The sequence below is a fragment of the Streptomyces sp. NPDC006739 genome (assembly GCF_042869815.1).
Classification (GTDB): Bacteria; Actinomycetota; Actinomycetes; order Streptomycetales; family Streptomycetaceae; genus Streptomyces.
In genome coordinates this window covers 128,644-155,008 of record NZ_JBIAGM010000003.1, presented here as the reverse complement: position 1 = coordinate 155,008, position 26,365 = coordinate 128,644, and the positions used below count along the sequence as shown (strand labels likewise).

Annotated in this window: 27 protein-coding genes and 2 tRNA genes; 10 read left to right on the top strand and 19 right to left on the bottom strand. The window is 71.8% G+C overall.

The window, feature by feature from the left end; all coding sequences use genetic code 11:
* Nucleotides 1–40 precede the first annotated feature (40 nt).
* Nucleotides 41–400 (top strand): MmcQ/YjbR family DNA-binding protein, encoded by a 360-nt coding sequence (locus ACFYMM_RS07290; RefSeq protein WP_388384773.1) that lies wholly within the window; start codon nucleotides 41–43, stop codon nucleotides 398–400.
* A gap of 24 nt (nucleotides 401–424) precedes the next feature.
* Here the strand turns inward: ACFYMM_RS07290 and ACFYMM_RS07285 are convergent, their stop codons facing one another.
* Nucleotides 425–1,342: a transketolase family protein gene (locus ACFYMM_RS07285; protein ID WP_388384771.1), complete on the bottom strand. Its 918-nt coding sequence runs from the start codon at nucleotides 1,340–1,342 to the stop codon at nucleotides 425–427.
* 43 nt (nucleotides 1,343–1,385) lie between these two features.
* On the bottom strand, nucleotides 1,386–2,093 hold the full coding sequence (locus tag ACFYMM_RS07280; RefSeq protein ID WP_388384770.1) for a transketolase: 708 nt from the start codon (nucleotides 2,091–2,093) through the stop codon (nucleotides 1,386–1,388).
* A gap of 125 nt (nucleotides 2,094–2,218) precedes the next feature.
* Between ACFYMM_RS07280 and ACFYMM_RS07275 the strand changes: the two genes are divergently transcribed.
* A tRNA-Pro gene (locus tag ACFYMM_RS07275) sits at nucleotides 2,219–2,292 on the top strand.
* 177 nt (nucleotides 2,293–2,469) lie between these two features.
* On the opposite strand, the gene ACFYMM_RS07270 is transcribed toward ACFYMM_RS07275, so the two are convergent.
* Both ACFYMM_RS07270 and ACFYMM_RS07265 read right to left on the bottom strand, forming a co-directional pair.
* The gene (locus ACFYMM_RS07270) at nucleotides 2,470–3,267 is read right to left on the bottom strand and encodes a hypothetical protein (RefSeq protein ID WP_388384768.1); all 798 of its coding nucleotides are present in this window, start codon (nucleotides 3,265–3,267) and stop codon (nucleotides 2,470–2,472) included.
* 193 nt (nucleotides 3,268–3,460) lie between these two features.
* The gene (locus tag ACFYMM_RS07265; protein WP_388385285.1) at nucleotides 3,461–3,988 is read right to left on the bottom strand and encodes an NUDIX hydrolase family protein; all 528 of its coding nucleotides are present in this window, start codon (nucleotides 3,986–3,988) and stop codon (nucleotides 3,461–3,463) included.
* Nucleotides 3,989–4,174: 186 nt separating this feature from the next.
* On the opposite strand from ACFYMM_RS07265, the gene ACFYMM_RS07260 reads away from it, so the two are divergent.
* Nucleotides 4,175–5,038 (top strand): Cof-type HAD-IIB family hydrolase, encoded by an 864-nt coding sequence (locus tag ACFYMM_RS07260; protein ID WP_388385284.1) that lies wholly within the window; start codon nucleotides 4,175–4,177, stop codon nucleotides 5,036–5,038.
* A gap of 61 nt (nucleotides 5,039–5,099) precedes the next feature.
* On the opposite strand, the gene ACFYMM_RS07255 is transcribed toward ACFYMM_RS07260, so the two are convergent.
* The 5 genes from ACFYMM_RS07255 to ACFYMM_RS07235 all read right to left on the bottom strand — a co-directional run bounded on the left by ACFYMM_RS07255 (nucleotide 5,100) and on the right by ACFYMM_RS07235 (nucleotide 8,400).
* The gene (locus ACFYMM_RS07255; protein WP_388384766.1) at nucleotides 5,100–5,927 is read right to left on the bottom strand and encodes an SAM-dependent methyltransferase; all 828 of its coding nucleotides are present in this window, start codon (nucleotides 5,925–5,927) and stop codon (nucleotides 5,100–5,102) included.
* Nucleotides 5,928–5,972: 45 nt separating this feature from the next.
* Complete coding sequence (locus tag ACFYMM_RS07250) at nucleotides 5,973–6,632, bottom strand: endonuclease (RefSeq protein WP_388384764.1); 660 nt, start codon at nucleotides 6,630–6,632, stop codon at nucleotides 5,973–5,975.
* Nucleotides 6,633–6,638: 6 nt separating this feature from the next.
* Nucleotides 6,639–6,971, bottom strand: coding sequence for a DUF3140 domain-containing protein (locus tag ACFYMM_RS07245; protein WP_388384762.1), 333 nt, complete (start codon nucleotides 6,969–6,971; stop codon nucleotides 6,639–6,641).
* A gap of 50 nt (nucleotides 6,972–7,021) precedes the next feature.
* A complete protein-coding gene (locus ACFYMM_RS07240) occupies nucleotides 7,022–7,507 on the bottom strand; it encodes a Dps family protein (RefSeq protein ID WP_388384760.1) in 486 nt (161 codons plus the stop codon).
* Between the two features lie 83 nt (nucleotides 7,508–7,590).
* Nucleotides 7,591–8,400 carry an alpha/beta hydrolase gene (locus ACFYMM_RS07235; RefSeq protein ID WP_388384758.1) on the bottom strand — a complete coding sequence of 270 codons (810 nt, stop codon included), beginning with the start codon at nucleotides 8,398–8,400 and terminating at the stop codon, nucleotides 7,591–7,593.
* Between the two features lie 120 nt (nucleotides 8,401–8,520).
* Here ACFYMM_RS07235 and ACFYMM_RS07230 point away from each other — a divergent pair, with 120 nt between their 5' ends.
* Complete coding sequence (locus tag ACFYMM_RS07230; protein WP_388384756.1) at nucleotides 8,521–9,708, top strand: thiolase family protein; 1,188 nt, start codon at nucleotides 8,521–8,523, stop codon at nucleotides 9,706–9,708.
* Nucleotides 9,709–9,784: 76 nt separating this feature from the next.
* Nucleotides 9,785–10,558, top strand: coding sequence for a sulfite exporter TauE/SafE family protein (locus tag ACFYMM_RS07225; RefSeq protein WP_388384755.1), 774 nt, complete (start codon nucleotides 9,785–9,787; stop codon nucleotides 10,556–10,558).
* On the opposite strand, the gene ACFYMM_RS07220 is transcribed toward ACFYMM_RS07225, so the two are convergent.
* Nucleotides 10,547–11,347, bottom strand: coding sequence for an HAD-IIA family hydrolase (locus ACFYMM_RS07220; RefSeq protein ID WP_388384753.1), 801 nt, complete (start codon nucleotides 11,345–11,347; stop codon nucleotides 10,547–10,549). The genes ACFYMM_RS07225 and ACFYMM_RS07220 overlap by 12 nt on opposite strands.
* Nucleotides 11,348–11,370: 23 nt before the next feature.
* Between ACFYMM_RS07220 and ACFYMM_RS07215 the strand changes: the two genes are divergently transcribed.
* The gene (locus ACFYMM_RS07215) at nucleotides 11,371–12,114 is read left to right on the top strand and encodes a cobalt-precorrin-6A reductase (RefSeq protein WP_388384751.1); all 744 of its coding nucleotides are present in this window, start codon (nucleotides 11,371–11,373) and stop codon (nucleotides 12,112–12,114) included.
* A 45-nt stretch (nucleotides 12,115–12,159) separates the two neighbouring features.
* On the opposite strand, the gene cobF is transcribed toward ACFYMM_RS07215, so the two are convergent.
* Nucleotides 12,160–12,954 carry a precorrin-6A synthase (deacetylating) gene (gene cobF, locus ACFYMM_RS07210; RefSeq protein WP_388384749.1) on the bottom strand — a complete coding sequence of 265 codons (795 nt, stop codon included), beginning with the start codon at nucleotides 12,952–12,954 and terminating at the stop codon, nucleotides 12,160–12,162.
* Nucleotides 12,955–13,009: 55 nt separating this feature from the next.
* Nucleotides 13,010–13,537 carry a DUF309 domain-containing protein gene (locus ACFYMM_RS07205; protein WP_388384748.1) on the bottom strand — a complete coding sequence of 176 codons (528 nt, stop codon included), beginning with the start codon at nucleotides 13,535–13,537 and terminating at the stop codon, nucleotides 13,010–13,012.
* Nucleotides 13,538–13,640: 103 nt separating this feature from the next.
* Here ACFYMM_RS07205 and ACFYMM_RS07200 point away from each other — a divergent pair.
* A tRNA-Pro gene (locus tag ACFYMM_RS07200) sits at nucleotides 13,641–13,714 on the top strand.
* Nucleotides 13,715–13,857: 143 nt separating this feature from the next.
* Nucleotides 13,858–14,667: a DUF427 domain-containing protein gene (locus tag ACFYMM_RS07195; protein ID WP_388384746.1), complete on the top strand. Its 810-nt coding sequence runs from the start codon at nucleotides 13,858–13,860 to the stop codon at nucleotides 14,665–14,667.
* Here the strand turns inward: ACFYMM_RS07195 and ACFYMM_RS07190 are convergent.
* From ACFYMM_RS07190 to iolD, 7 genes are all read right to left on the bottom strand, one after another.
* On the bottom strand, nucleotides 14,664–16,682 hold the full coding sequence (locus ACFYMM_RS07190; protein WP_388384744.1) for a beta-galactosidase: 2,019 nt from the start codon (nucleotides 16,680–16,682) through the stop codon (nucleotides 14,664–14,666). The two genes, ACFYMM_RS07195 and ACFYMM_RS07190, sit on opposite strands and share 4 nt — an antisense overlap.
* Nucleotides 16,679–17,992, bottom strand: a complete 1,314-nt coding sequence (locus tag ACFYMM_RS07185; protein WP_388384742.1) for a glycoside hydrolase family 36 protein — start codon at nucleotides 17,990–17,992, stop codon at nucleotides 16,679–16,681. Before ACFYMM_RS07185 ends, ACFYMM_RS07190 begins: the two co-directional genes overlap by 4 nt.
* A gap of 28 nt (nucleotides 17,993–18,020) precedes the next feature.
* Complete coding sequence (locus ACFYMM_RS07180; RefSeq protein ID WP_388384740.1) at nucleotides 18,021–18,914, bottom strand: carbohydrate ABC transporter permease; 894 nt, start codon at nucleotides 18,912–18,914, stop codon at nucleotides 18,021–18,023.
* On the bottom strand, nucleotides 18,911–19,891 hold the full coding sequence (locus ACFYMM_RS07175) for a carbohydrate ABC transporter permease (protein WP_388384738.1): 981 nt from the start codon (nucleotides 19,889–19,891) through the stop codon (nucleotides 18,911–18,913). Before ACFYMM_RS07175 ends, ACFYMM_RS07180 begins: the two co-directional genes overlap by 4 nt.
* Nucleotides 19,888–21,201 (bottom strand): ABC transporter substrate-binding protein, encoded by a 1,314-nt coding sequence (locus ACFYMM_RS07170; protein WP_388384736.1) that lies wholly within the window; start codon nucleotides 21,199–21,201, stop codon nucleotides 19,888–19,890. Before ACFYMM_RS07170 ends, ACFYMM_RS07175 begins: the two co-directional genes overlap by 4 nt.
* Before the next feature lie 209 nt (nucleotides 21,202–21,410).
* Complete coding sequence (locus ACFYMM_RS07165; RefSeq protein ID WP_388384734.1) at nucleotides 21,411–22,175, bottom strand: GntR family transcriptional regulator; 765 nt, start codon at nucleotides 22,173–22,175, stop codon at nucleotides 21,411–21,413.
* A gap of 26 nt (nucleotides 22,176–22,201) precedes the next feature.
* Nucleotides 22,202–24,091 (bottom strand): 3D-(3,5/4)-trihydroxycyclohexane-1,2-dione acylhydrolase (decyclizing), encoded by a 1,890-nt coding sequence (gene iolD, locus ACFYMM_RS07160; protein WP_388384732.1) that lies wholly within the window; start codon nucleotides 24,089–24,091, stop codon nucleotides 22,202–22,204.
* Between the two features lie 175 nt (nucleotides 24,092–24,266).
* On the opposite strand from iolD, the gene ACFYMM_RS07155 reads away from it, so the two are divergent.
* Both ACFYMM_RS07155 and ACFYMM_RS07150 read left to right on the top strand, forming a co-directional pair.
* Nucleotides 24,267–25,286, top strand: coding sequence for a sugar ABC transporter substrate-binding protein (locus ACFYMM_RS07155; RefSeq protein ID WP_388384730.1), 1,020 nt, complete (start codon nucleotides 24,267–24,269; stop codon nucleotides 25,284–25,286).
* Nucleotides 25,286–26,362: an ABC transporter permease gene (locus ACFYMM_RS07150; RefSeq protein ID WP_388384727.1), complete on the top strand. Its 1,077-nt coding sequence runs from the start codon at nucleotides 25,286–25,288 to the stop codon at nucleotides 26,360–26,362. The genes ACFYMM_RS07155 and ACFYMM_RS07150 overlap by 1 nt, the downstream gene beginning before the upstream one ends.
* The last annotated feature ends 3 nt before the right edge of the window (nucleotides 26,363–26,365 follow it).

Genomic DNA, 26,365 nt, shown 5'->3' with positions numbered 1-26,365 from the left:
GGGCCAGGCGTTGTCACTGGGACCGGTTACGGTGCGGAGCATGCCGGATGCCGAAGACGTACGCCGTGTCGCCCTGTCCCTGCCGGACACCAGCGAGAAGACCGCCTGGAGCATGCCCACGTTCCGGGTGGCCGGGAAGATGTTCGCCACGCTGCCGGAGGAGGAGACGTCCATCGCCGTGCGCTGTCCCAAGGAGGAGCGCGGCGAACTCGTGCTCTCGGAACCGGAGAAGTTCTGGATCGCCGGTCACGAGGCGCAGTTCGCGTGGGTGAGAGTGCGGCTGGCCGCCCTGGAGGACGAGGACGAACTGCGCGCCATCCTCGCCGACTCCTGGCGCCAGGCGGCCCCGACCCGGCTCCTCGACGCCTATCCGGAGCTGGGGCTGCCGGGCGGCGGATGAGACGACCGGTCCCACGGACCCCGCTCAGCCGCCGGCCGCCACCCGCCCCCGGATGAACCCCGAGATCCGCTCCCGCAGACCACGTGCGTCCAGCCCGTGGGCCGCCGTGTGTTCCTCGACGGTCCCGTACCGGCGCAGCTCGCGCCGGCCCACGCCGAGGCCCAGCACCCGGTGCGGCACGTCGGACAGCGCCTCGCTCACGGCGGCCGTGGACGTCCCGGCCAGGTACGGCTCGACGAGGACGACGTCCGTGCCCGCCGCGCGGGTCGCCCGGCGCAGCGCGGCCGTGTCGAAGGGCCGTACCGTCGTCGCGTACAGGACGGTCACGTCCAGTCCCTCGGTGGCGGCGAGCACCGCGTCCAGCATCGGACCGACGGCGACCACGACCCCCGAGCGCCCTTCGCGCAGGGTCAGCAAGCGCTGCCCGTCGACCGCGTGCCCCTGCCCGTTGGCCTGCACGGACAGGCGGACGTACACCTTGTCGTCGCCCGCGGCGACCGCGTGCCGCAGCAGGGCCTCCGCCTCGTCGGGGTGACCGGGCACCTGGACGGTCCAGCCGTCCAGGGTGTCGAGCAGCGCCACGTCGCCGGGCGCCATGTGGGTGTAGCCGCCGGCCGGCCAGTCGAACGAGGCCGCCGCGCTCACCAGCACGGCCCCCGCGTCCTGGTGCCCCAGGTCGAGCTTGACCTGCTCGAAGGGGCGCTCGACGAGGAAGCTGGCGAAGGTGTGCACGACCGGCCGCAGCCCGGTGAGAGCCAGCCCGGCCGCCGCCCCGACCAGCAGTTGCTCACGGATCCCGACGTTGATCACCCGGTTCGGATGCCGGCGCATCGCCTCGGCGAAGCCGTCTGTGCCGATCTCGGCGAGGACGACCGCGACCCGCGGGTCCTCCTCCAGCAGCCGGGAGACGACGGGGGCGAAACGGTCACGCATGGTGTCCATGGGGGTGCGGTCCTTCTTCTGGGAGGGTGGCTGGGGGAGGAGGTCAGGCGGTCTTGGGCTCGACACGGGCCACCACCACGTGCGGCCGGCCCGGATGCGGCACGGTGAACGCGTCGTACAGCGCCTCGTGGTCGCGCCCGTCGACGGTCACCGCGGACCAGCCCGCGGCCTCGAACCGGGCGGCGATCCCGCCGGGCCGGGCATGGCTGGCGGAGGAGTTGTCGACGACGACGGTGTGCAGCCGCTCCAGAGCGGCGGGTCCGGCGAAGGCGATCGCCTCGTGGTTGCTGCCCTCGTCGAGTTCGGCGTCCCCGATCAGCGTCCACACCCGTGGCTCGTCGAGCCCCTGGGCGCGCAGCCCCAGCGCGGTGCCCACCGCGATCGGCAGCCCGTGTCCCAGCGACCCGCTGCCGATCTCGGCGCCGGGCACCAGCACCCGGTCCGGATGGTGCCCGAGCGGGGAGTCGTACGTGCCGAAGCCCGGCAGCCACTCCACCGGTACGAAGCCCTTGGCGGCCAGCACCGCGTAGTACGCCATCGGTCCGTGCCCCTTGCTCAGCAGGAACCGGTCCCGGGCCGGGTCGGCCATCCGCTCCGGCCCGACCCGCAGCACCCGGTCGTAGAGCACCCACAGCACGTCGAGCGTGGAGGTGGCCGCGGGTCCGTGCTTCTCGTCGCCGGTCATCAGCCCCATCAGCCGGGGCAGGTCCTGGTAGTCGTGGGTACGGCCGGCGTCCGCTGTGATCGTCATGCTCACGATCGTGCAACCTCAACCAAGCTTGAGGTCAACCCGAAAGGGGTGCGCGATCACCGACCCGAGTGCGGTATTGTTTCCCTGCGCGTTTCGACCGGGGAAAATCCCAGGTCAGACGGCACCGGGACGTGGCGCAGCTTGGTAGCGCACTTGACTGGGGGTCAAGGGGTCGCAGGTTCAAATCCTGTCGTCCCGACGGTGTCGACCAGCGGGCCTGCCGATGACGGCAGGCCCGCTGTCGCGTTCGTGCGGCCGCTCCTCACGTCCGGCTCTCCGTGCGGGCGGTCGCCCGGATCCCGAGGCGGTCGACCCGCCGGGAACGAGAAGGGGCCCCGCGAGCGGTGGCTCGCGAAGGCCCTTCGGGGTGGGTGGGTCAGGCGGTCTCGGTGTCCCGGCGGGACACGGCCAGGTAGGCGACGAAGCCGAGGATCGCCACCGTCCACGACAGCGTCACCGGGCCGAGCCCCCAGTCCAGGCCGCCGCGGCGGGCCGGCAGGGCCATCCAGTCGGCGATCGAGGCGCCGAGGGGGCGGGTGATGACGTACGCGATCCAGAAGGCGGGCACCGCGCCCAGGATGCCGAAGCGGTGGGTGAGGGCCGGGACGCAGATGGCGACCGCGAACAGGACCGCCGAGCCCAGGTAGCCGAGGCCGATCGTGGCCGTGAGGTCGCCCGCGGCCGTGCCGAGCGCGAAGGTGGCCAGGACGGCCGCCCAGTAGAAGGTCTCGCGCCGGCGGGTGCGGATGGAGTGGATCGACAGGGTGCGCTCGCTGGCGTACCAGAGGGCGAACACGGCGGCCAGGGCGACGAGGAAGAGCGGGGTGGAGAGCGTGTAGGGGACGCCGAGACCGACGTGCAGGACGTCGGCGGCCATCGTGCCGAACACGCTCACCATGACGATCGCCGTCCAGTAGATCCACGCCACGTACCGGCGCACGGCGAACTGGAGCGCGAGCGCGGCCACCAGGCCCACCCCGCCGAGACCGACCGCGGGGATCGGGCCGAGCAGATGCGCGAGGAAGTCGGACGCCGTCTCGCCCATGCCGGTGGTCAGGACCTTGATGATCCAGAAATAGACGGTGACCTCGGGCACCTTGTTCGCGGCGTTGGCGACCTCGCGTATGCGGGCGTGCGTGGGGGGCCGTTGGCCGAGGACGTGCTCTGTGCTCATGGTCCGCACGATCCCATGGTCAACTGTCGATTCCCCAGCCCACTTTGCCATTGTTTTGAGGCTTCTGGTGCAGGTGTTGCCCACCGGTCCCGGGAGCCTGAACGCAACCTGAACGCTCCCCGGGGAACCCTGGCCCGGGCGTTCCGAGGCCTGTTATGAAGGTCGGTTCGTGAAAGCCGGTCGCACACCGCCGTCAGGCGACGTGGCCCACATGGGCGAGCGCCTGCTTCAGCAGCACCCCGTGGCCGCCCGGCATCTCGCTCTGCAGGGCCTGTGACGCGGCCTCCTGCGGGCTGAACCACACCAGGTCCAACGCGTCCTGCCGGGGACGGCAGTCACCGGCCACCGGCACGATGTAGGCGAGGGACACCGCGTGCTGGCGCGGATCGTGGTACGGGGTGATGCCCGCGGTCGGGAAGTACTCGGCGACCGTGAACGGCTGCAGGGAGGCCGGGACGCGGGGCAGCGCGACGGGGCCGAGGTCCTTCTCCAGGTGGCGCAGCAGTGCGTCCCGGACCCGCTCGTGGTGCAGGACACGGCCGGAGACCAGGGTCCGGCTGACCGTCCCGTCGGGCCCGATGCGCAGCAGCAGGCCGATGCTGGTGACTTCGCCGCTGTCGTCGACACGCACGGGCACGGCCTCGACGTACAGGATCGGCATGCGGGCCCGGGCCATCTCCAGCTCGTCCGTGGACAGCCAGCCGGGCGTGGTTTCGGTCATGTCAGACATTGCTTGATCATACTTTCCGGGAACCGGGAATGGCGTGTACTCGCTCCCCCTGAGGGGGTTCGGCCACACCCTAGGCGTCCGAGCCGTAGAGCGGTCCGCGCGGCGGGCGTGATCTGGCCTACCCGCCGCGATGAGGAACACTGGATGCGTACGCCCGCCCCCGACCGGAAGCAGGACATGCCCGCCTCGCCCGCGTCCCTCGCCACCACCCCCGGCCTCCCGGCCGGCCCCGCCGACATACGGCTCGTCGTCACCGACATGGACGGCACGCTCCTGGACGACGCCAAACGGGTCCCCGAGGGACTGTGGCCGATGCTCGCCGAACTGCGCCGGCGCGGGGTGCTGTTCAGCCCGGCGAGCGGCCGCCAGTACGCGACGCTGGCCCGGGAGTTCGCCGACGTGTCCGAGGGCATGGCGTTCATCGCGGAGAACGGTGCCTATGTGGTGCGCGACGGCGTGGAGCTCGGCTCGGACCCGCTCGACGCCGCCGTCACCGCCGACCTCGTGCGGGCCGTACGGCGGCTGGTCGCGGACGGCGTCGACGTGGGCGCCGTCGTCTGCGGCAAGCGCTCCGCCTATGTGGAGCGGACCGACGAGCCCTTCCTCGCCGAGGTGCGCAAGTACTACGTCGAGAACCGGATCGTCGAGGACGTCACCTCCGTCGACGACGAGGTGCTGAAGGTGGCGCTGTTCGACTTCGGGCCGGCCGAGCGGACCACCGCCCCGGCGCTGGCCGGCTTCGCCGACACCCACCAGGTCGTCGTCTCCGGCGAGCACTGGGTCGACGTGATGACCCGCACCGCCAACAAGGGCACCGCCCTGCGCGGCCTGCAGCGGGAGCTGGGCATCACCCCCGCGCAGACCATGGTGTTCGGCGACTACCTCAACGACCTGGAGATGCTCGACGCGGCGGAGTGGTCCTTCGCGATGGCGGGCGCCCATCCGGAGGTCGTCCGCCGGGCCCGGCACCTCGCCCCGTCCAACAACGACAACGGAGTGCTGCGCACCATCGGCCGGGTGCTGCGGCTGCCCGGATACTGAGCCGGATCGAAGAGCACCGCCGGTTCGACGGCCGGGGCGCGGGCGACGGCCACCCGTTCCCTCAGCGGCGGACGGCGACGCCCCCGTACAGCGAGATCGGTCCCGGGCCGAGGTCGGCCTCGAAGTCGTCGGCGAGTTCCGGGCGCCAGTCCGCCACCGACACGATCCCCGGGTCCAGCAGCTCGAGTCCCGTGAAGAAACGGCTCACTTCGCCGTGCGAGCGGGCCACCAGCGTCACCCCGCCCGCCGCGTACGCCGCGATGCCACGGTGGACGTTCTCCGGTTCGAGGTCGGCCGTCATCATGGACATCACCACACAGCTGCCCGGGACGAGCGCGTCGGTGAGGGTGTCGACCAGGTCCCGTGCCCCGTCCTCGTCGGCGACGAAGTGCAGCAGCGCGATCAGGGACAGGGCGACGGGCCGGCCGAAGTCCAGGACGCGGGCCGCCTGTTCGAGGATGGCGCGTGGTTCGCGGGCGTCGGCCTGCACGTACTCCGTGACGCCCTCGGCGGTACCGCGCAGCAGGGCGTGGGCGTGGGCCAGCACGATGGGGTCGTTGTCGACGTAGACCACGCGGGCGTCGGGCGCGGCCGACTGGGCGACCTGGTGGAGGTTGGGTTCGGTGGGTATGCCGGTGCCGATGTCCAGGAACTGCCGGATGCCCCGCTCCCGGGCCAGCAGCCGGGTCGCGCGCCGCATGAAGGCGCGGTTGGCGCGGGCGGCACGCGGGGCGCCGGCCTCGATGGCCGTGATCCGGCGCCCGAGTTCCTCGTCGACCGGGTAGTTGTCCTTGCCGCCGAGGAACCAGTCGTAGACACGGGCCGGATGCGGCCGGGTGGTGTCGATGGTGCTGTCGACCCGCTGGGCGGCCGGATCGGTCGCGGTCACGCGCTGCTCCTCTGCTCGACTGGGTGTGCGAGCAGTTTCGCATGGTCAGCCGGCCCGGCGGAGACAGTCCTCGGCCACCCCTGTGTCGAGTGCGGCCCGCACCAACGCGGCGGCCAGCACGGCGGGTTCGGCGTCACCGGCCAGTTCGGCCAGCCGGTCCCGGTCCTTCGGCAGGCCGAGGCGCTCCGCCCCGGACAGCGCCTTGCCGTCCAGGAGCGGGGCGACTTCCGGCCACACGCCCTGCGCCTCCCGCAGGAAGATGTCCGCGCCGGCCGGTCCGATGCCCGGCAGTTTCCGGAGCAGCCGCGCGAGTTCGTCCGGGTCGCCGTCCGCCTCCGCCCGCAGCCGACGCAGATCGCCGCCCCACCGCTCGGTCAACAGCCGCGCGCCGTCCCCGAGCTGGGTGGCGGTACGTTCGTCGTAGCGCCGGTAGCCGCCCCGGCCCAGCGCGTCCACCCGGTCCTGCCAGGAGGCCTCGGCCATGCGGCGCGGGCTGTCCAGCCGGTCCTCGTGCAGGGCGCGGGCGGCGGCCACGGCGACCGAGGCGCGGATCCGGGCGCTGAGCAGGAGGGCCAGGACGAGGAGCCGGTACAGCGGCTGCGGGGTGTTGCGGAGGCGGATGCCCGCCTCCTCGGCGTACGTCCGTCCGTACTCGGACACCAGCGTCCGGGCGACCCGTTCCTGTGCTTCCCGCGCCCGGCTCATGGCCGTCTACGGCTTGAGCGGGTCGTGGCCGAGGGTCATCAGCCGGTGCCGGAGCCGGGTGTCCTCGGGCTCGGGCTCGTCGTCCACGTCCACCAGGTCCGAGACCCGGTCCACGACCCTGTACATCACCCGCACGTCGTCGTCGGTGAGGTCCGTGCGCCGCTTCTGCAGGATCGCCAGGACGTGCTGCCCGGTGGGCGTGCCCGCGTCCTCCGGCAGGGGCTCGGCCTCCTCGCCGGCGTCCCGGACCCGAAGCCAGGCCGCCAGTTCCTGCGAGGTCATGTTCACCACGCGGTGGAAGTCCTCCCACAGCGCGTCGAGTTCGAGGGCGTCGGCCATGGTGTGTTTCCTTCCGTACGTTCGTGGAGCGCGCCGTGCGCCCGCCGCCGTCAGCTCTCCTCGCGCGGCCAGTTCTCGGCCTCGAACATCCAGCGCTGCTTCTCCAGGTCGGCGGTGATGCCGATCAGCAGGTCCTGGGTGACCGGATCGGCCTTCTCGGTGGCGGCGATCCTCGCCCGCAGCCGTCCGATGGCCGCCTCCAGCGACTCCACGAGCAGCCGGACGGCCTCGGTGTCCCGCAGCCAGCCGTCCTTGGTGCCGGGCAGCGCGAACGTCGCGGCGATCGTCTCCGGCCGGCCGTCCGGCGACACGCCCAGCGCGGCGGCGCGCTCGGCGACGGTGTCGGAGTGGGCGCGGGCGGTCGCGACCACCTCGTCGAGCTGCAGATGGATCGAGCGGAACCGCGGCCCCACGACGTTCCAGTGCGCCTGCTTCCCGATCAGCGACAGCCCGAGCAGGTCCACCAGGGTCTCCTGCAGGGCGTTCCCGGTGACTTCGATTGCCTCGTCGGGCAGCGTGCTCTTCACCACGGTCATCGTGCGCTTCTCCCCATGGTCGTTGTGGGCCGTTTTCTTCACCGGCGCGGGTGCCCCGCGCCGATGGTCGCAAACGTGCCTGATCAGCGGGGGAGCGTACGGTCCAGGAACGCGGTGACCTCGGCGAGGACCTCCGTCCGGTTGGTCTCGTGGAACACCTCGTGCCGGGCCCCGGGGAAGATCCGCTCGGTGAGCCGGCCGCCGCTGAGCCGCTCCACCCCGATCCGGCTGCCGGGCAGGGGGACCAGCCGGTCGTCGTCGCCGTGCAGCCACAGCAGCGGCAGCGGGCCGACGTCGCCCGCCTCCTCGACTGTCTCCAGGGTGCGTACGAACGCCTCCAGCGTCGGCCGCTTCATCGGGCCGTGCCGGACCAGCGGGTCGGCGGCGTAGGCGGCACCCACCGAGGGATCCCGGGAGAGCGCGCCCGGGCTGATCGGGGTGTCGGGGATCTCGTCCAGGGCGAGCAGCCGTCCGGGCAGGTCCCAGGCGCCGATCACCGGGCCGGACAGCACCAGCGCGGTCAGCTCCGCGCCGTACCGCTGCGCGTAGCGGGCCGCGATCAGGCCGCCCATCGAGTGGCCGACCATGACCAGCGGCACGCCCGGGTGGGCGGCGCGGGCCAGGGCGGCCACGGCGTGCACATCGGTGACGACGTCCTCGAAGTCCTCGATCACCGCGCGTTCCCCGGCCGACGTGCCGTGGCCGACGTGGTCCGGTGCGAACACCGCCGCACCGTGTCCGACCAGCACGCCGGCCAGCTCCGCGTAGCGGCCCGCGTGCTCGCCGTAGCCGTGCACCACCAGGGCCAGGTAACGGGGCCGCGGGCGAGCCCACTCGCGGACGCCGACCGCGCCCCGGGTCCCGGCGAGCACCTGCGCGCGGACGTCGGTCATGCCGTCTCCTCCAGCTGCCTCGGCGAAGGTCCGGGGGGATCTTCCCAGGGGCCGGGGCGGAGGTCTATAGTCTAAAACTAGCAGTGCTAATTAAGGTTCGTGCCGAACGGAGTCCCTGTCGTGCGTTCCGTCCATTTCGCGGCCGCCCGCCGCACCCCCATCGGCAAGCTGCGCGGAGCCCTGTCCGGCGTACGCCCCGACGACCTCGCGGCGACCGTCGTGCGCCGTCTGGTGGCCGACGTCCCCGCACTGGACCCCGCCCGGATCGACGACGTCTACTGGGGCGCCGCCAACCAGGCGGGCGAGGACAACCGCAACGTCGCCCGGATGGCCGCACTGCTGGCCGGCCTGCCCGAGTCCGTGCCCGGCGCCACCGTCAACCGGCTGTGCGCCTCCGGCCTCGAAGCGGTGACCACCGCCGCCCGTGCCATCGCCTCCGGCGAGGCCGACGTCGTCGTGGCGGGCGGTTCGGAGTCGATGAGCCGGGCCCCCTTCGTCCTGCCCCGCCCCGACGAGGCACTCCCGCACCGCATCGAGACCGTCGACACCCGCCTCGGCTGGCGGCTGGTCAACCCGGCGATGAGGGAACTGCACGGACTGCTGTCGATGGGCGAGACGGCCGAGGAGGTCGCCGAACGCCACGGCATCCCGCGCGCCCGGCAGGACGAGTTCGCGCTGCGCAGTCACCAACTGGCCGCCGCCGCACGGAAGAACGGCCACTTCGACGACGAGATCCTGCCCGTCGAGCGGCCGGACGGCATCGTCGTCGACAGCGACGAGTGCGTCCGCGAGGACACCTCACTGGAGAAGCTGTCCCGGCTCAAGCCGGTCTTCCGCGCGGGCGGGACGGTCACCGCGGGCAACGCCTCGCCGATGAACGACGGCGCGGCGGGACTGCTGCTGGTCAGCGAGGAGGCACTGAACGAGCTGGGCCTGGAGTCCCTGGGCCGGTACGTCGCCGGCGCCTCGGCCGGGGTCCATCCGGACGTCATGGGCATCGGTCCGGTACCCGCCACCCGCAAGGCGCTGGCCCGGGCCGGCTGGGACATCGGCGACGTGCGGGAGGCCGAGTTCAACGAGGCGTTCGCCGCCCAGGCCCTCGCCTGCGTCGACCAGCTCGGCATCGACCCGGACCTGGTGAACCCGACCGGCGGTGCCATCGCCCTCGGCCACCCCCTGGGCTGCTCGGGCGCCCGCATCCTCACCACCCTGCTGCACCGCATGCGCCGCACCGGGGCGGACCGGGGGCTGGCGACGATGTGCGTGGGGGTCGGGCAGGGGAGCGCGGTGCTGGTCGAGCGGCACTAGGACGGGACCTGGCAGTTCCGGCCTGCGGGACGCGCCTTACGCCGCCGGGATGCGTGCGCATAGCATCGGTCCCCGCATGAACACGATGACGCTCTGGCACATATCCGGCTGGGAGTTCGCCGCCCTCGCCTTCGCGGCGCTGCTCGTGGGCTTCTCCAAGACCGCCGTCAGCGGGGCCAACACGGTCAGCCTCGCCGTCTTCGCGGCGGTCCTGCCCGCCCGCGCCTCCACCGGCGTCCTGCTGCCCCTGCTGATCGTCGGTGACGTGCTCGCCGTCCTCACCTACCGGCGGCACGCCCACTGGCCCACGCTGTGGCGGCTGTTCCCGGCGGTGGCGGTCGGCGTGGTCGTCGGCACCCTGTTCCTGGGGTGGGCCGACGACGCGGTCGTACGGACCTCGATCGGCGCGATCCTGCTGCTGATGGCCGGGGTCACGCTCTGGCGGCGGCGCCGGGCGGGGACCGAGGACGGCCCGGACTCGGTCGCCACCCGGGCGGGCCGCGTGAAGGCCCGCTCGTACGGCGTGCTCGGCGGCTTCACCACGATGGTCGCCAACGCGGGCGGCCCGGTGATGTCGCTGTACCTGCTGTCGGCGGGGTTCCGGAAACTGGGCTTCCTGGGCACCTCCGCCTTCTTCTTCCTGATCGTGAACCTCTCCAAGGTGCCGTTCAGTGCCGCACTCGGACTCATCGACGGCCGCTCGCTGCTCCTCGACGCCGCGCTCGCCGCGTTCGTGGTGCCCGGGGCGTTGATCGGGAAATGGGCTGTGAACCGGATCAACCAGCGACTGTTCGAGCAGTTGGTGATCGCCGCGACGGTGGTGGGCGGCGCCCAGCTGCTACTGCGCTGACGGCTGCCGCAGCCCGAGCAGCCCGGGCAGGCCGGCGAAGGAGTCCAGCACATGGTCCGGGCTCCCGCTCGCCCGCTCCACCGCCCGCGCCTGGTACTTGCCGGTCCGCACCAGCACCCCGGTGATGCCCAGCCGCTGCGCCGCCAGGACGTCCGACTCGACGTCGTCCCCGATCATCAGCGCGTCCCGCGCGGCCACCCCGAGCCGGCCGAGCGCCGCCTCGAAGAAGGCCCGGGACGGTTTCCCGGTGACCTCGGCCTCGACCCCGGCGGCGGCCTCCAGCCCCGCCAGGAAGGCCCCCGAGTCGAGCCGCAGCCCCTCCTCGGTGCGCCAGTACAGGTTCCGGTGCATGGCGACGAGCCGCGCGCCCCGCTGCAGCCGCCCGAACGCCCGGTTCAGCGCGGCGTAGTCGAACTCGGGGCCGGCGCCGCCGACGAGCACCACATCCGGACCCCCGTTCTCGTCCTCGTCCTCGTCCCCGACGAGGGTGACCCCCTCCAGGTCCTCCCCGACGTCCCCGCTGTTCAGCAGCGCGCACCGGGCCCCGGCGAGATGGGCGGCCGTGGCCGCGGGTGCGGTCAGGATGTCCTCGGCACCCACCGGGAACCCCGACTCCGCGAGCGTCCCGGCGATCGACGCCCGGGTCCGGGAAGTGGTGTTGGTCACCAGCACCACCGCGAGCCCCGCCTCCCGGATCGCCCGCAGCGCCTCCACCGCGCCGGGCAACGGCCGCCACGACACGGTCAGCACCCCGTCGATGTCGATGAGCACGCCACGCACGCAGGCCATGACTGGACCTTAGGCTCACCCCCATGTCCCCGCACGTCCTCGTCCTCGGCGGTACCACCGAGGCCCGCCGGCTCGCCGCCCGGCTCGCCGCGCTGCCCGGTGTCCGGGTCACCACCTCGCTCGCGGGCCGGGTGTCCCGGCCGGGCGCGCTGGCGGGGGAGGTGCGCATCGGGGGCTTCGGCGGGGCCGACGGACTGACCGCCTGGCTGCGCGAGCACCGCGTGGACGCGCTCGTCGACGCCACCCACCCCTTCGCCGAGTCGATCACGGCGAACGCGGCACGGGCCGCGGCGGCCACCGGGGTGCCCACGGTCGTCCTGCGCCGCCCGGGCTGGCGGCCGGCCCCCGGCGACCGCTGGCACACCGTGCCCTCGCCGGCCGCGGCAGCGCAGGCCCTGCCCGGCCTCGGCCGCCGGGTGTTGCTCACCACCGGGCGCCTGGGCCTGGCGGCCTTCGCCCACCTCACCGGCCTGCACTTCGTCGTACGGTCCGTGGAGCCGCCCGAGCCGCCGGTGCCGCCGGACACCGAAGTGATCCTCGCGCGCGGCCCGTTCACCGTCGCCGGCGAGACCGGGCTGCTGCGCGACCACCGCATCGACGTACTGGTGACGAAGGACAGCGGCGGCGAGGCCACCTCGGCCAAGCTGACCGCCGCCCGGGAACTGGGCCTGCCCGTGGTCGTCGTACAACGGCCCCCGCTGCCGGACGGCGTCACCGCCGTGCCCGACGTCCGGGCCGCGCTGGAGCGGCTGGGCCTCGGCCCGTGACCGGCCGGGCCCGTGACCGGCCGATCACGGGCCCGCCCGGGCGCGTCAGTCCCCCGGCGGCGCGGGCGGGGTGTCCCGTGGGTGCCGGCGCAGCAGATACGTGTCCATGATCCAGCCCTTGCGCTCCCGCGCCTCGGCCCGCAGCCGCTCGATGCGCGGGCCGGCCTCCGCGAGCGGACCGGAGACGAGTATCTCGTCCGGGGTGCCCAGATAGGCACCCCAGTAGATGTCGATGTCCTGGTCCGCGTACCGCCGGAAGCTCTGGTGCGCGTCCAGCATGACGACCACGTCGTCCACCCCGTCCGGGAACCCCTCCGCCAGCCGCCGCCCGGTGGTGATCTGCACCGGCCGGGCGACCCGGTTGAGCCCCGTGCGGTGCCGGGCGACGAGCGAGGAGACGCTGCTGATGCCGGGCACCACGTCGTACCCGAAGGCGACCCTGCCCCGGGCGAGGACCTCCTCCAGGATGCCCAGCGTGCTGTCGTACAGCGACGGATCCCCCCACACCAGGAACGCCCCGCGCTCCTGTTCGCCCAGCTCCTCGGTGATCAGCCGCTCGTAGATGTCGGCCCGGGCGCTGCGCCAGTCCCCGACGGCCGGCGAGTAGGCGGCACCGCCCGCGCTCCGGTCGCGCTCCGGATCGCTCGCCCGGACCACCCGGTAGGAGCCCTCGGGCAGGTGCGCGTCCAGCATGTCCCGGCGGAGCTGGGTCAGGTCGCTCTTCACCTCGCCCTTGTCGAGCACGAAGAACACGTCCGTGCTCCGCAACGCCTTGACCGCCTGAAGGGTCAGCTGGTCGGGGTCGCCCGCGCCGATACCGATGACATGAATCTCTCGCACGTCCCCGAGTCTGCCGCACGCCACCGACAGCGGGCGCACCGCCTCCGCGGCCGGGCTACGACCCCCCGCGCAGCCGGGGCGCCTCCGCCCGGGCATCCACGTCCGCGGCCCCGCCTTCCACCCGCTCCGCCAGCCCCACCGCCCACGCGGCGAGCCCGGCCGGATCCATCCCGTACGGCCGCGGCTCACCGGCCCGGGCCGTCCACTCCCGCAGGGCGCCCGCACCGCGCCGCAGCAGCCGTGCCCCGCCGGTCGCGTTCCCCCGGGCCGCGTGCGTGAGCCCCACGGCCAGCTGGGCCAGCCCCCGCCACAGGGCGCGCTCGCCCTTCGGACCGGACTTCCAGGCGTCCTCGAACACCTCGTGCGCGTGGAACGGCTTGCCCGCGTCCAGCAGCTCCTGCGCCTCGGCCACGCTCTGCGAGGGAGTCCGTACGACCCCCTCGGGCTGCCGCGCGACGCCCTCGGCGCCGTACGGCAGGGGCCGCCCCAGCCCGTCCCTGGGCCGGGCGTTGCGCGCCCGCCCCGCCACGTCCCGGTCCCGCGTCCGCGCCGACCGCCCGGATGATCCGCCCGCTTCTCCCATACGACCGATTGTCCCCCCGCCCCGACGCCCCCTTCGGCGCACCCCCGCCCGTGGGGTAAAGTGCTGTTCGCGCGATCACGCGGACCACCGCGGGTGAACGCACCGGGACGTGGCGCAGCTTGGTAGCGCACTTGACTGGGGGTCAAGGGGTCGCAGGTTCAAATCCTGTCGTCCCGACACGAGGAACACTTCGTAGTCGCAGGTCAGGGCCTTGGATCACATGACGTGAGCCAAGGCCTTCGATCGTTGCGGACGGCCCGCTGAGGAAGCCGGACTTCCCCGTTCCGGCGTACGCTCCTGAGTGAGCCCAAGGAGCGGGTATGACCACACTCCCCACCGACCGGAACGTCCGCAGCACCCCTCAGGGCATCCTGTGGGAGCCCAGTGACCGCTGGGTGCGCGGGGTGAAGGGCGAGGTCACCGTCGTGGACAGCCGGCATCCCGTGCTCGTGTGGGAGCCCGGGGTGCAGGTGCCCCAGTACGCCTTCCCGCGCGACGAGGTGCGCGCGGACCTGCTGCGCCCGGCGGCCCGCCCGCCCGACGGCGCGCACGCCGGGGCGCGGATCTTCTACGACCTCGACATCGGCGCCGGCCCGCTCGCCAACGCGGCCTGGACCTACCCCGGACGCGACCTCGCCGGGCACATCGCCTTCGCCTGGTTCATGAGCGCGGGACAGGGCCTGGACCACTGGTACGAGGAGGAGGAAGAGATCTTCGTCCACCCCCGTGACCCGCACAAACGCGTCGACGCCCTGCCGAGCAGCCGGCACGTCGTGGTCGAGATCGACAAAACGGTGGCGGCGGACACCCGACGGCCCGTACTGCTGTTCGAGACCGGCCTGCCGACGCGGTACTACATCCCGCCCGAGGACGTCCGCCTCGACCTGTTCCGTCCCACCGACCACAGCAGCCGCTGCCCCTACAAGGGTCTGGCCTCCTACTGGTCCTGGCACGGCGACGCGGACGTGCCCCCCAACATCCTGTGGAGCTACCCGGACCCCCTGCCCGCGGTCGGCACGGTCAGGGGGCTGCTCGCCTTCTACAACGAGGCCGTCGACATCACGGTGGACGGGACACCCCGGCAGCGTCCCGTCACCCTGTTCACCTGGGCTCTGCTGAACCGCGCCTAGACCCTCGCACGCGGCTCCCGTACGACGGCCACGTCACCCGGCGCCACGGTGACCGAGCCCACCGTCTCCTTGCCGGTGAGGAGTTCCAGGGCGCCCGGCGCCACGGAGACCTCGGCGCCCCGGCCCGAGTGGTCGATCACGAACACGTAGTCCGCGTCGGCGCCACGCCGCCGCACGACCTCCACGCCCTCGGGCGCGGTGCGGACCGGCTCCACGCCCGCCTCCGCACGCACCCGGCCGAGCAGCGCGGCGAGGGTGGCCGGGTCCGGGAGCGTCGCGAGGTACCAGGCGGTGCCCGCGCCGTGCGTGTGCCGGGTGACGGCCGGCACGCCCGCCAGGGGGCCGTCCGTGTAGGTGGCGACCGCCTCGGCGCCCGTCAGGCACAGCCGCTCCGACCACAGCGTGCCGGTCGCCGCGGCCGGCACCTCGCCGCCCAGGCCGACCGGCTCGCCGGGCAGCAGCGGGAACGGCTCGTCCGCGCGCACGCCCAGGGCCTCCCGGAACGCGCCCGGGTAACCGCCCAGCCGCACGTGGCAGTTCTCGTCCACCGCCCCGCTGTGGAAGCCCACCGCGAGGGTGCCGCCCCGCTCGGCGTACGACGTGAGGTTGGCCGCGCCCGTGTCGTCCACCAGGTAGAGGCTGGGCGCCAGCACCACGCGGTACGCGGACAGGTCGGCGTCGGGACGGACGAAGTCCACCGCCACCCCGGCCCGCCACAGCGGCTCGTACCAGGCCCGCACCAGGTCCAGGTAGCGCAGCTCGCCGCTCGGCTGCGAGGGCAGCTCCACCGCCCAGCGGGCGTTCCAGTCCCAGACGATGGCGACCTCGGCCGTGCCGGTGCTGCCGCGGACCTCGGCCAGTGCCTTCAGGTCGGCGCCGAGCCGGACCACGTCCCGCCAGATCCTGCTGTCCGTGCCGGCGTGCGGCAGCATCGCCGAGTGCCACTGCTCGGCGCCCGCCTTCGCCGCCCGCCACTGGAAGTAGGCGATGCCGTCCGCGCCGCGCGCCACGTGCGCGAGGGCGTTGCGGCGCAGCTCGCCCGGGCCCTTGGCGCGGTTGACCGGCTGCCAGTTGACGGCGCCCGTGGAGTGCTCCATCAGCAGCCACGGTCCGCCCGCCAGCGAGCGCATGAGGTCGCCGCTGAGGGCGATGTCGATGTGCGACCCGGTGTCCGTGGACTGGAGGTAGTGGTCGTTGGAGACGATGTCCAGCTCCGGGGCCCAGCGCCAGTAGTCCAGCGCCTCGAAGCTGAAGTTCACCATGAAGTTGGTGGTGGCGGGCACCGACGGTGTGGCCGTGCGCAGCACGTCCCGTTCCGCCGTGTACAGCGACAGCAGCTCGTCCGAGCAGAAGCGCCGCCAGTCCAGCTGGTGGGTGGGGTTGGGGACGGCGCCGGTGGCGCGCGGCGGCAGGATCTCGTCCCAGTCGTAGTACCACTGGCTCCAGAAGGTGGTGCCCCAGGCGTCGTTGAGCGCGTCCAGGTCCCCGTAGCGGGCGCGCAGCCAGCCGCGGAACGCCTCGGCGCTCGTGTCGCAGTAGCACTCCGCGTTGTGGCAGCCGTACTCGTTGTGGACGTGCCACATGGCCAGCGCCGGATGGCCGGCGTAGCGGCGCGCCAGCTGGTCGGCGATGCGCAGGGCCGCCCGGCGGTAGGCGGGGCTGCTCGGGCAGAACGTCTGGCGGCTGCCGTACGACAGCTTCCGGCCGTCCCGGTCCACCGGCAGCGCCTCCGGGTGGGCCCGGAAGAACCAGGCGGGCGGGGCCGCCGTGGGGGTGGCGAGGTCGGCGGCGATGCCGTTCTCGTGCAGCAGGTCCAGGATCCGGTCCATGCGCGAGAAGTCGTACACGCCCTCCGCAGGCTCCAGCAGGGCCCAGGAGAAGATGCCGACGCTGACCATGGTCACCCCGGCCTCGCGCATCAGGCGTACGTCCTCGGCCCACACCTCCTCGGGCCACTGCTCGGGGTTGTAGTCGCCGCCGTAGGCGATGCCCGGGACGGACAGGGTGGGCTTCATCGGGCGGCTCCGGAAAGCAGGCGGCGCGTGGTTTCCACGCCCCACTGGTCGAGGGAGAGCAGACGGTCGCTGGAGGCCGTCAGGCCGCCGGTGGTCTCGACGTGCTCGGCCCAGCGCTCGCGGGTCTCCACCGCGGGGCGGGCCATCAGGCAGTCGGGGTCGTTGACCCAGAGCCGGCCGTGCTGCCACTGGCGGGCCGCTCCGGTGAACTCGGCCGGGTCCTGGCCGGGCTGGCTGTAGTCGTCCGCCTCGGGGCGCCGGTGCGGGGCCGTGTCGGGGCTGACCCGCATCGCGTCGAACAGGCCGATGGAGGGCAGGATCGGCGCTCCGCAGCCCAGCAGGTAGGCGTCGGCGCCGATGGCCTCACGGATCAGTTCGATGCCGGAGCGGTACGCCGTCAGCGCGTCGACCGGGGCGTGCCGTACGCCGTCCAGCGCGCCCGCGTACAGGAAGTCGACCTTGAAGTAGTCGTAGCCCTCGGCGCGCAGCGTCCGGAAGACGTCGGTCACAAAGGCCGCCGCCCCGGGGTGCGTGGTGTCCAGCACCCGGAGGTCGTGGCCCCAGTTGCGGCCCGCGTGCGCGAAGCCGCCGGCCGCGTCCCGGACCAGCCAGTCCGGGTGGTCCGCGGCCAGTTCGCTGTCCGGGTCCACCAGGAACGGCGCCGTCCAGATGCCCGCGCGCCGGCCCCGGGCCCGGATGGCGTCGGCGATGCCGGCCCGGGAGCGGAAGCGGCCGGAGAGGGTGAGCCAGTCGCCCAGGGCGCTCTGGTAGCCGTCGTCGATCTGGACGACGTCGACGGGCAGGTCGAGGGTGTCCATCGCCCGCAGGTTCTCGTGGATGTCGTCCTCGGTGACGTCCGTGAAGTACTCGTACCAGGAGCACCACACGGTCGGCGCCGGGCGCGGGGCGGGCAGGCCCAGCGCGGCGGCCCAGTCGGCCAGCACCGACCCGATGTCCGCGCCGGTCCACTCCTTGACCGGGCCGTCGGCCTCGATCTCGGCGAGGTCACCATGGACGGTGAGGCGGATCGAGGGCACCTCGCGGGTCGGGTCGGCCGCGGCCCACAGCCGGGCCGGTGAGCCGTCGCCGGGGTCGAGGGCGAGCAGGCCCTCGCCCTGGAAGGTCCCGTCCGGGACGGTGACGCCGGGGCGGTAGCAGACGGTCGCCCAGTTGCCGTCGGCCGGACGGTACGGCGCCTGGTCGAGGGCGTAGGCGCCGCTGGGGCTCCAGGACTGCCAGCCCTCCTCGTGGACGCGCGCGGTGCGCGGATCCACGAGTACCGAGGCGACCTGGGTGAAGGGGGGGTGCACGGGGTTTCTCTCTCTTGAAGTGAGGGGTTCAGCCCTTGTTGGCGCCGAGGGTGAGGCCGCTCACGAACTGTCGTTGGAGGACGAAGTAGACGATCAGGGTGGGGATCGCGGTGAGCAGGGCGCCGGCGGCCACCAGGTTGGGGTCGGTGAAGTACTGGCCGGAGAGGTTGTTCAGCGCGGAGGTGATGGGCATGTTCTCGCCGGTGGAGATCAGGACGATGGCCCAGAAGAAGTCGTTGTAGATCCAGATGGACAGCAGTGTCGCCAGCGCGGCCATCGCGGGCTTGCACAGGGGCAGCACGATCTGCCAGTACATGCGCCATACCGAGGCGCCGTCGACGAGGGCGGCCTCGGTCAGTTCGTGCGGGAGCATCCGCATGTAGTTGGACAGGACGAACGCGCAGAAGCCGGACTGGAAGGCCACGTGGATGAGGACCAGGCCGAGCGCGGAGTCGTAGAGCTTGCCGCTGACGGTGATGCCGGGCAGGTTGACCAGCAGGTACATGCGGTACAGCGGGGTGATGATGACCTGCTGGGGCAGCAGGTTGCCGGCGGTGAACACCAGCAGCAGGAACACGTTGAGGCGGAAGTCGAAGCGGCTGACGTAGAAGGCGACCATCGACGACAGCAGCAGCGTCAGCAGGACGGCGGGCACCGCGATCAGCAACGTGTTGCCGAAGTAGTGCATCATGTCGGACTGCTTGAACGCGTTGGTGAAGTTGTCGAAGTTCAGCTTGTCCGGCCAGGACACGTAGCCCTTGGCGCTGGTCTCGGCGTAGGGCCGCAGGGCGGCGAAGACGGCCCACAGCAGGGGGGCGAGCCAGGCCAGCGAGGTGACGACGAGGAAGGTGTGCAGCAGGACGCGGGCCGGGCGGACGGGCGTGCGCTGCTTGGTGCCGAGTGCGGCGGTGGTTGTGCTCATGCGCGCCGCTCCTTGCGGAAGGTCGCGATCAGGTACGGGATGATGACCGCGAGGGAGATGACGAGCAGGACGACGGCGATCGCCGAGCCGTATCCGATCCGGCTGGACTCGCCGATGATGTTGTTGGTGATCAGGATCGACAGCAGTTCGGTGCCCTGGGCGCCCTTGTTGAAGACGAAGACCAGGTCGAAGGCGCGCAGTGCCTCGATGATGGTGACGACCAGGACGACGGTGTTGGTCGGGCGCAGGGTGGGGAAGATGACGTTCTTGAACGTCTGCCACTCGTTGGCGCCGTCCAGCGAGGAGGCCTCGCGCAGGGACGGGTCGACGCCCTTGAGGCCGGCCAGGTAGAGGATCATCATGTAGCCGGCGTGGCGCCAGGACGCGGCGATCAGGACCGCCCACAGGTTCAGGTGGGGGTTGCCGATCCAGTCGATGTAGTGGCCGGGCTTGTTGGCCCCGATGAGGCTGTTGATCAGGCCGGTGTCGGGGTTGTAGACGAGCTGCCACACGAAACCGGTGACCGCCAGGGAGACCACGACGGGCAGGAAGAACGCGGTCTGGTAGACGCGGCTGAAGCGGATCTTCTTGTCCAGCTGGACGGCCAGGAACAGGCCGAACGGGGTCGGGATCAGGATGAGCACGACGAACCAGATGATGTTGTGCTCGACGGCGGGCCAGAACTGCGGGTTGCTGGAGAACAGGTCGTGGAAGTTCTGCAGGCCGACCCACTTGATGGAGCCGAAGCCGATGCCGTCCCAGCTGGTGAAGGCCAGCGCGATCGAGGCGAGCGCGGTCAGCCAGACCAGGGCGACGTGCAGGACGGTGGGCACGCCCGCCATGAAGGCGAGCGTGACGCGGTCACGGCGGGTCAGCAGGCGCTTGTGGCCCTTGGGGACCCGCTTGGCGGCAGGCGCGGGGCCCGGAGGCGGCACGGCCGCCGCCTCCGGGCTCTTCATGGGAGTGTCAGTGGTCATGAGGAGGCGAAGATCGTCTTCTTCTGGCGCTCGATGGAGGACAGCAGGCTGTCCACGCCCTTGGGGTTCTGGAGGAACTTCTGCAGGCTGGGCTGCATCACCGTGGACGTGAAGTCCGGCCGGGAGTCACGGTCCATGAACTGCGTCAGGCTCTTGGCGCCACTGATCATGGTGTACGCCTTCTTCTGCAGCGCGGTGTACGAGGAGGTGTCGGCCTTGCTGGAGGCGGCCACCACGCTGGAGTCGGCCTTGAGGTAGATCGCCTCGGCCTCCGGCGTGCCCAGGTACTCCATCAGCTTCACGACACCGGCGTGGTTCTTCGGGGACTTGCTGATCATGAAGCCGTCGGTGGGGGCCTCCACGGTGTCCTGGCCGTAGGTGGGGTTCAGCTCCGGGAAGGCGAAGAAGTCGAGGTCCTCCACGTCGGCCGGGTTGGTGAACTGCTGGGCCACGAAGGACCCGAGCACGTACATGCCGGCCTTCTTCGACACCAGCGACTGCGCCGCGTCCTGCCAGGTGCGGCCCATGAAGCCGTCCTGGTGGTAGGGGAGCAGCTCGGCCCAGTGGTCGAAGACGGCCTTCACCTTGGGGTCGGTCCACGACTCCTTGCCCGCCATCAGGGACTTGTGGAAGTCGTAGCCGTTGAGGCGGAAGTTGATCTGGTCGAAGGTGCCCATCGCCGGCCAGGCGTCCTTGTCGCCGAAGGCGATCGGGACCAGGCCGTCCTTCTTCATCTGCTTGCACAGCGTGACGAACTTGTCCCAGGTGGTGGGGACTTCGTAGCCGTGCTGCTTGAACAGGCTCTTGCGGTAGAAGACCGCCCACGGGTACGTGTACAGCGGCACGAAGTAGTACTTGCCGTCCTCGCCCTTGCTGAGCTGCTTCATCGCGTCGGGGAAGTTGTCCCCGATCTTCGCCCACACGTCGTCGATCGGCGAGGCGAGGCCCTTGGCCGCGAAGAACTGCATGCGGTAGCCGGCGAACCAGGTGAACACGTCGTCAGGCGTGCCCTGCAGGTAGGAGTTGATCTGCTCCTGGAAGGTGTTGTGGTCCTTCGTGTTCACGCTGACCTTGACGCCCGACTGCTTCGTGAAGGCCGCGTAGATCTCCGCGAACGCCTTCTTCGGCACCGCGTCCGAGGCGTTGGAGCCGAGGGAGACGGTCTTCGGGTCGGACGACGAACCGCTGCCACCGCAGGCGGACAGCAGGGGTATGCCGGCACCGGCGAGGAGGGCGGCACTGCCGGCTCCGCGCAGCACGGAACGGCGGCTCGGTCCCGGGACGGAAAGACCGGAGGGGGAGAGGCGCATGGCGGCTCCTGAAGAAACAGGGTTCAGTCAAGGGGATGAGCTGGCGCTCCGAAAGGTCTTCGAAACCGATCAGAAACCAACTCGACCGAACATCGTGGGCGTAATAACAGCCCCATGTCCGCTCATGAGTCAATAGCTCCGGTCTCTCTCGGGCTGTCTCTTGCCCGAAACGTAATCGACACGGTCGCGTGGAGGTTTGCCGACGGCTCCTACGACCTGACCAGCAGCTGGAAGTCGAAGGCGTAGCGGGAGGCCCGGTAGATGTGGGTGCCGTACTCCACGGGCCGGCCGGTGACGTCGTAGGCGGTGCGCCGCATGGTCAGCAGGGCGGCACCCTCCGCCTCGTCCAGGCGGGCGGCCTCCTCGGCGTCGGCGCGGCGCGCTCCGATGGTCTGGCGGGCGCTGTGCAGGGTCAGGCCCGCCGAGCGCATCATCCGGTACAGGCCCGTCGACTCCAGCCGCTCGTTGTCGAGGTCGAGCAGGTCGGCGGGCAGGTAGTTGCACAGGACGGCGACGGGCTGGCCGTGGGTGAGCCGCAGCCGTTCCAGCAGGGTGACCTCGGTGCCCTGGGCGAAGCCGAGGGCGGCGGCCACGTCCGGCGCCGCCGGGACCCGTTCGTTGCGCAGCACCCGAGTGGCCGGGCCCTGTCCGGCCGATTCCAGGTCGTCGTAGAGGCTGCTCAGCTCCAGCGGCCGTTTCACCTGGCTGTGCACCACCTGGGTGCCCACGCCCCGCCGGCGGACCAGCAGCCCCTTGTCGACCAGGGTCTGGATCGCCTGGCGCACCGTGGGGCGGGACAGACCGAGGCGCACGGACAGGTCGATCTCGTTGCCCAGATGGTTCCCCGGCGCCAGGACCCCCTGCTCGACGGCCGCCTCCAGCTGCTGGGCGAGCTGGTAGTACAGCGGCACCGGACTCTTGCGGTCCAGGGCGAAGTCCACCGAGTCGACGGCCGAAGCGGTACCGGGCCGCATGCGGGGGCCTCCCGGGCGGGCGGATCTCACAGGTGGTGGCGGCGGCCGGCCACCTGGCGGTCGTAGTCCGCGCGGGCGCGCACGGCGGCCTCGCGGGTGGCGGTCTCGGCGACCGGCACGTCCCACCAGGCCTCGGCCCCGGGAGCGGCCGGGTGGGGACGGCCGGGATCCGTCTCGACGTGCACACAGACCGGCCGGCCGGACGCGCGGGCCGTGACCAGCGCCTCGCGCAGCTCCCGCACGGTCCTGGCGCGCAGGACCTCCATGCCGAGGCTGGCCGCGTTGGCGGCGAGGTCGACGGGCAGCGGGGCGCCGGTGAACGTTCCGTCCGGCGCCCGGTACCGGTAGGCGGTGCCGAACCGCTCTGCGCCCACCGACTCCGACAGACCGCCGATGGAGGCGTACCCGTGGTTCTGGACGAGCACCAGCTTGACCGGCAGCCCCTCCTGTACGGCGGTGACGATCTCGGTCGGCATCATCAGGTACGTGCCGTCGCCGACGAGGGCCCACACCACGGTGTCCGGCGCCGCCTGCTGGACGCCGATCGCGGCCGGGATCTCGTAGCCCATGCAGGAGTAGCCGTACTCCAGGTGGTACTGGCGCCGGGAACGCGCCCGCCACAGCTTGTGCAGGTCGCCGGGGAGCGATCCGGCCGCGTTGATCACCACGTCCTCGTCCCCGACCACCGCGTCCAGCGCGCCCAGCACCTGGGTCTGCGTCGGTACGGCGTCCTCGTCCTCGGCCCGGTAGGCGGCCTCAACGACCCGCTCCCAGCGCTCCTTGCCGGCCAGGTACCCCGCCTCGTACGCCGGATCCACCCGGTGGCCGGCGAGCGCTTCGGTCAGCGCCTCCAACACGGTGCGGGCGTCGGCCACCACGGCCCGGGCGGCCAGCTTGTGGGCGTCGAAGCCGGTGATGTTGAGGTTGAGGAAGCGCACGCCGGGGTGCTGGAAGAGGGTGCCGGAGGCGGTGGTGAAGTCGGTGTACCGGGTGCCGACGCCGATGACCAGGTCGGCGGTGCGGGCGAGGTGGTCGGCGACCGCCGTGCCGGTGTGCCCGATGCCGCCCAGATCGGCGGGGTGGTCGTGGCGCAGCGAGCCCTTGCCCGCCTGGGTGGAGGCGACCGGGATACCGGTGGCGTCCACGAGCGCCCTGAGGGCCTCCTCGGCCCCGCTGTGGTGGACCCCGCCGCCCGCCACGATCAGCGGGCGCTCGGCGGCCCGTACGGCGCGCACCGCCTCCGCCAGCTCGACGGGGTCCGGGGCGGGACGCCGTACCCGCCACACGCGCTCGGCGAAGAACTCCCGCGGCCAGTCGAAGGCCTCCGCCTGCACGTCCTGGGGCAGCGCGAGCGTGACGGCGCCGGTCTCGGCCGGATCGGCCAGCACCCGCATGGCGTTCAGCGCGGAGGGGATCAGGGCCTCCGGGCGGGTGATCCGGTCGAAGTACCGGGACACCGGTCGCAGGGTGTCGTTGACGGACGTGTCGAAGGCGGCCGGGTGCTCCAGCTGCTGCAGCAGCGGGTCGGGCGCGTGACTCGCGAAGTAGTCGCCGGGCAGCAGCAGTACCGGCAGCCGGTTGATCGTCGCCAGCGCGGCGCCGGTCACCAGGTTGGTCGCGCCCGGCCCGATGGACGTCGTCACCGCCTGCGCGGAGAGCCGGTCCAGCTGGCGCGCGTGACCCACCGCCGCGTGCACCATGGCCTGCTCGTTGCGACCCTGGTGGTACGGCATCACGTCGCCGTACTCCAGCAGGGCCTGGCCGATCCCCGCCACGTTGCCGTGGCCGAAGATCCCCCAGGTGCCGGCGATCAGCCGGTGCCGTACGCCGTCGCGTTCGGTGTACTGGACGGAGAGGAACCGCACCAGCGCCTGGGCGACGGTCAGACGGCTCGTTCGCCGGGATGAGTGGCTCATGGCTCTCAGGTGTAAGTGTGTGGAGGTGACCGTGTCAATGGTTTGTACTTACATTCGGACCTGTTCGTGAAATGATGTCTTAACAAAGTATTGACAGCGGGCCCGACAAGGACTTTGATCCGGTCCCAGCGCAACAGCGTCCTTTCCCCCCGTCGCACAGTGAGGTGCAGGACAGATGGACCGCTCTTCCCACGCACGTCCCCGGAGACTGGCCCCCGTCGTGGCCCTGGCCGCCGCGGCCGCCCTGACCCTCGCCGGCTGCTCCAGCAGCTCCGGGGGGAAGAAGGCCGAAGAGGGAGGGGCCGCCGCCTCCGCCGGCAAGGCGAACACTCCCCGTATGACGGTCGCGCTGGTCACCCACCAGTCGCCGGGCGACACGTTCTGGGACATCGTCCGCAAGGGCGCCGAGGCCGCCGCGGCCAAGGACAACATCAAGCTTGTCTACTCCGCCGACCCCAACGCCGGCAACCAGGCCAACCTGGTGCAGAACGCCATCGACCAGCATGTCGACGGCATCGCGGTCACCCTGGCCAAGCCGGACGCCCTCAAGGACGTCATCGGCAAGGCCACGGCCGCGAAGATCCCCGTCGTCGGCCTCAACTCCGGCCTCAGCGACTGGAAGAGGCTCGGACTGCTGGAGTTCTTCGGCCAGGACGAGACCGTGGCCGGCGAGGCCTTCGGCAAGAAGCTGAACGAGGTCGGCGCCAAGAAGGCCGTCTGCGTCATCCAGGAACAGGGCAACGTCGGCCTGACCCAGCGCTGCGACGGCGTGAAGAAGACGTTCTCCGGCACGACCGAGACGCTGTACGTGAACGGCACCGACATGCCGTCCGTGCGGTCGACGATCACGGCCAAGCTGAAGCAGGACAGTTCCATCGACTACGTCGTCACCCTCGGCGCCCCGTTCGCGCTGACCGCGGTGCAGGCGCTGGGCGACGCGGGCAGCAAGGCCAAGGTCGCCACCTTCGACCTGAACAAGGACCTGACCACCGCGGTCAAGCAGGGCACCATCCAGTTCGCGGTGGACCAGCAGCCGTACCTGCAGGGTTACCTGGCGGTCGACTCCCTGTGGCTGTACAAGAACAACGGCAACTACAGTGGCGGCGGCGAGCAGCCGGTGCTGACCGGCCCGGCCTTCGTCGACAAGTCCAACGTCGACAGTGTCGCCGCGTTCGCCGCGAAGGGCACCCGGTGATGAGCATGACCCAGCAGGCTGAGCCGGCGGTGGGGACACCGCCGGCGCCCGGCCCCAGGGAGTCCGACGGCCGCACCCGGGAACGCCCCCTGGCGCTCCGGGTGCTGGCCCGGCCCGAAGTGGGCGTCTTCCTCGGTGCCGTCGCCGTCTTCGTGTTCTTCTTCGTGGCGGCGCCCTCGGTCCGCCAGGGCGGCTCGATGGCGACGGTCCTGTACCAGTCGTCCACCATCGGCATCATGGCCCTGCCCGTGGCCCTGTTGATGATCGGCGGCGAGTTCGACCTCTCCGCAGGCGTCGCGGTCATCACCTCCGCGCTCACCGCGAGCATGCTCGCCTACCAGCTGACCATGAACGTGTGGGTCGGCGTGATCGTCGCGCTGATCGTCTCGCTCGCCGTCGGCGCCTTCAACGGCTGGATGGTCGTCAGGACGGGGCTGCCCAGCTTCCTGGTCACCCTGGGCACGTTCCTGATCCTGCAAGGCGTCAACCTGGCGGTGACCAAGCTGGTCACCGGGAACGTCGCCACCGACGACATCAGCAACATGGACGGCTTCGACCAGGCCAGGAAGATCTTCGCCTCCTCCGTCGACATCGGCGGCGTCGAGGTGAAGATCACCGTCTTCTACTGGCTGGTCTTCGCCGCCCTGGCGACCTGGGTGCTGCTGCGCACCAAGTACGGCAACTGGGTCTTCGCGGTCGGCGGCAACAAGGACAGCGCGCGGGCCGTCGGCGTCCCGGTGACGTTCACCAAGGTCTCGCTGTTCATGCTGGTCGGCTTCGGCGCCTGGTTCGTCGGCATGCACCAGCTGTTCTCCTTCAACACCGTGCAGTCCGGCGAGGGCGTCGGCCAGGAGCTGATCTACATCTCGGCGGCGGTGATCGGCGGCTGTCTCCTCACCGGCGGTTACGGCTCGGCGATCGGGCCGGTCTTCGGTGCCTTCATGTTCGGCATGGTCAACCAGGGCATCGTCTTCGCCGGCTGGAACCCCGACTGGTTCAAGGCCTTCCTCGGCGTGATGCTGCTCGGCGCCGTCCTGATCAATCTGTGGGTCCAGCGCACGGCGACCCGGAGGTGACCC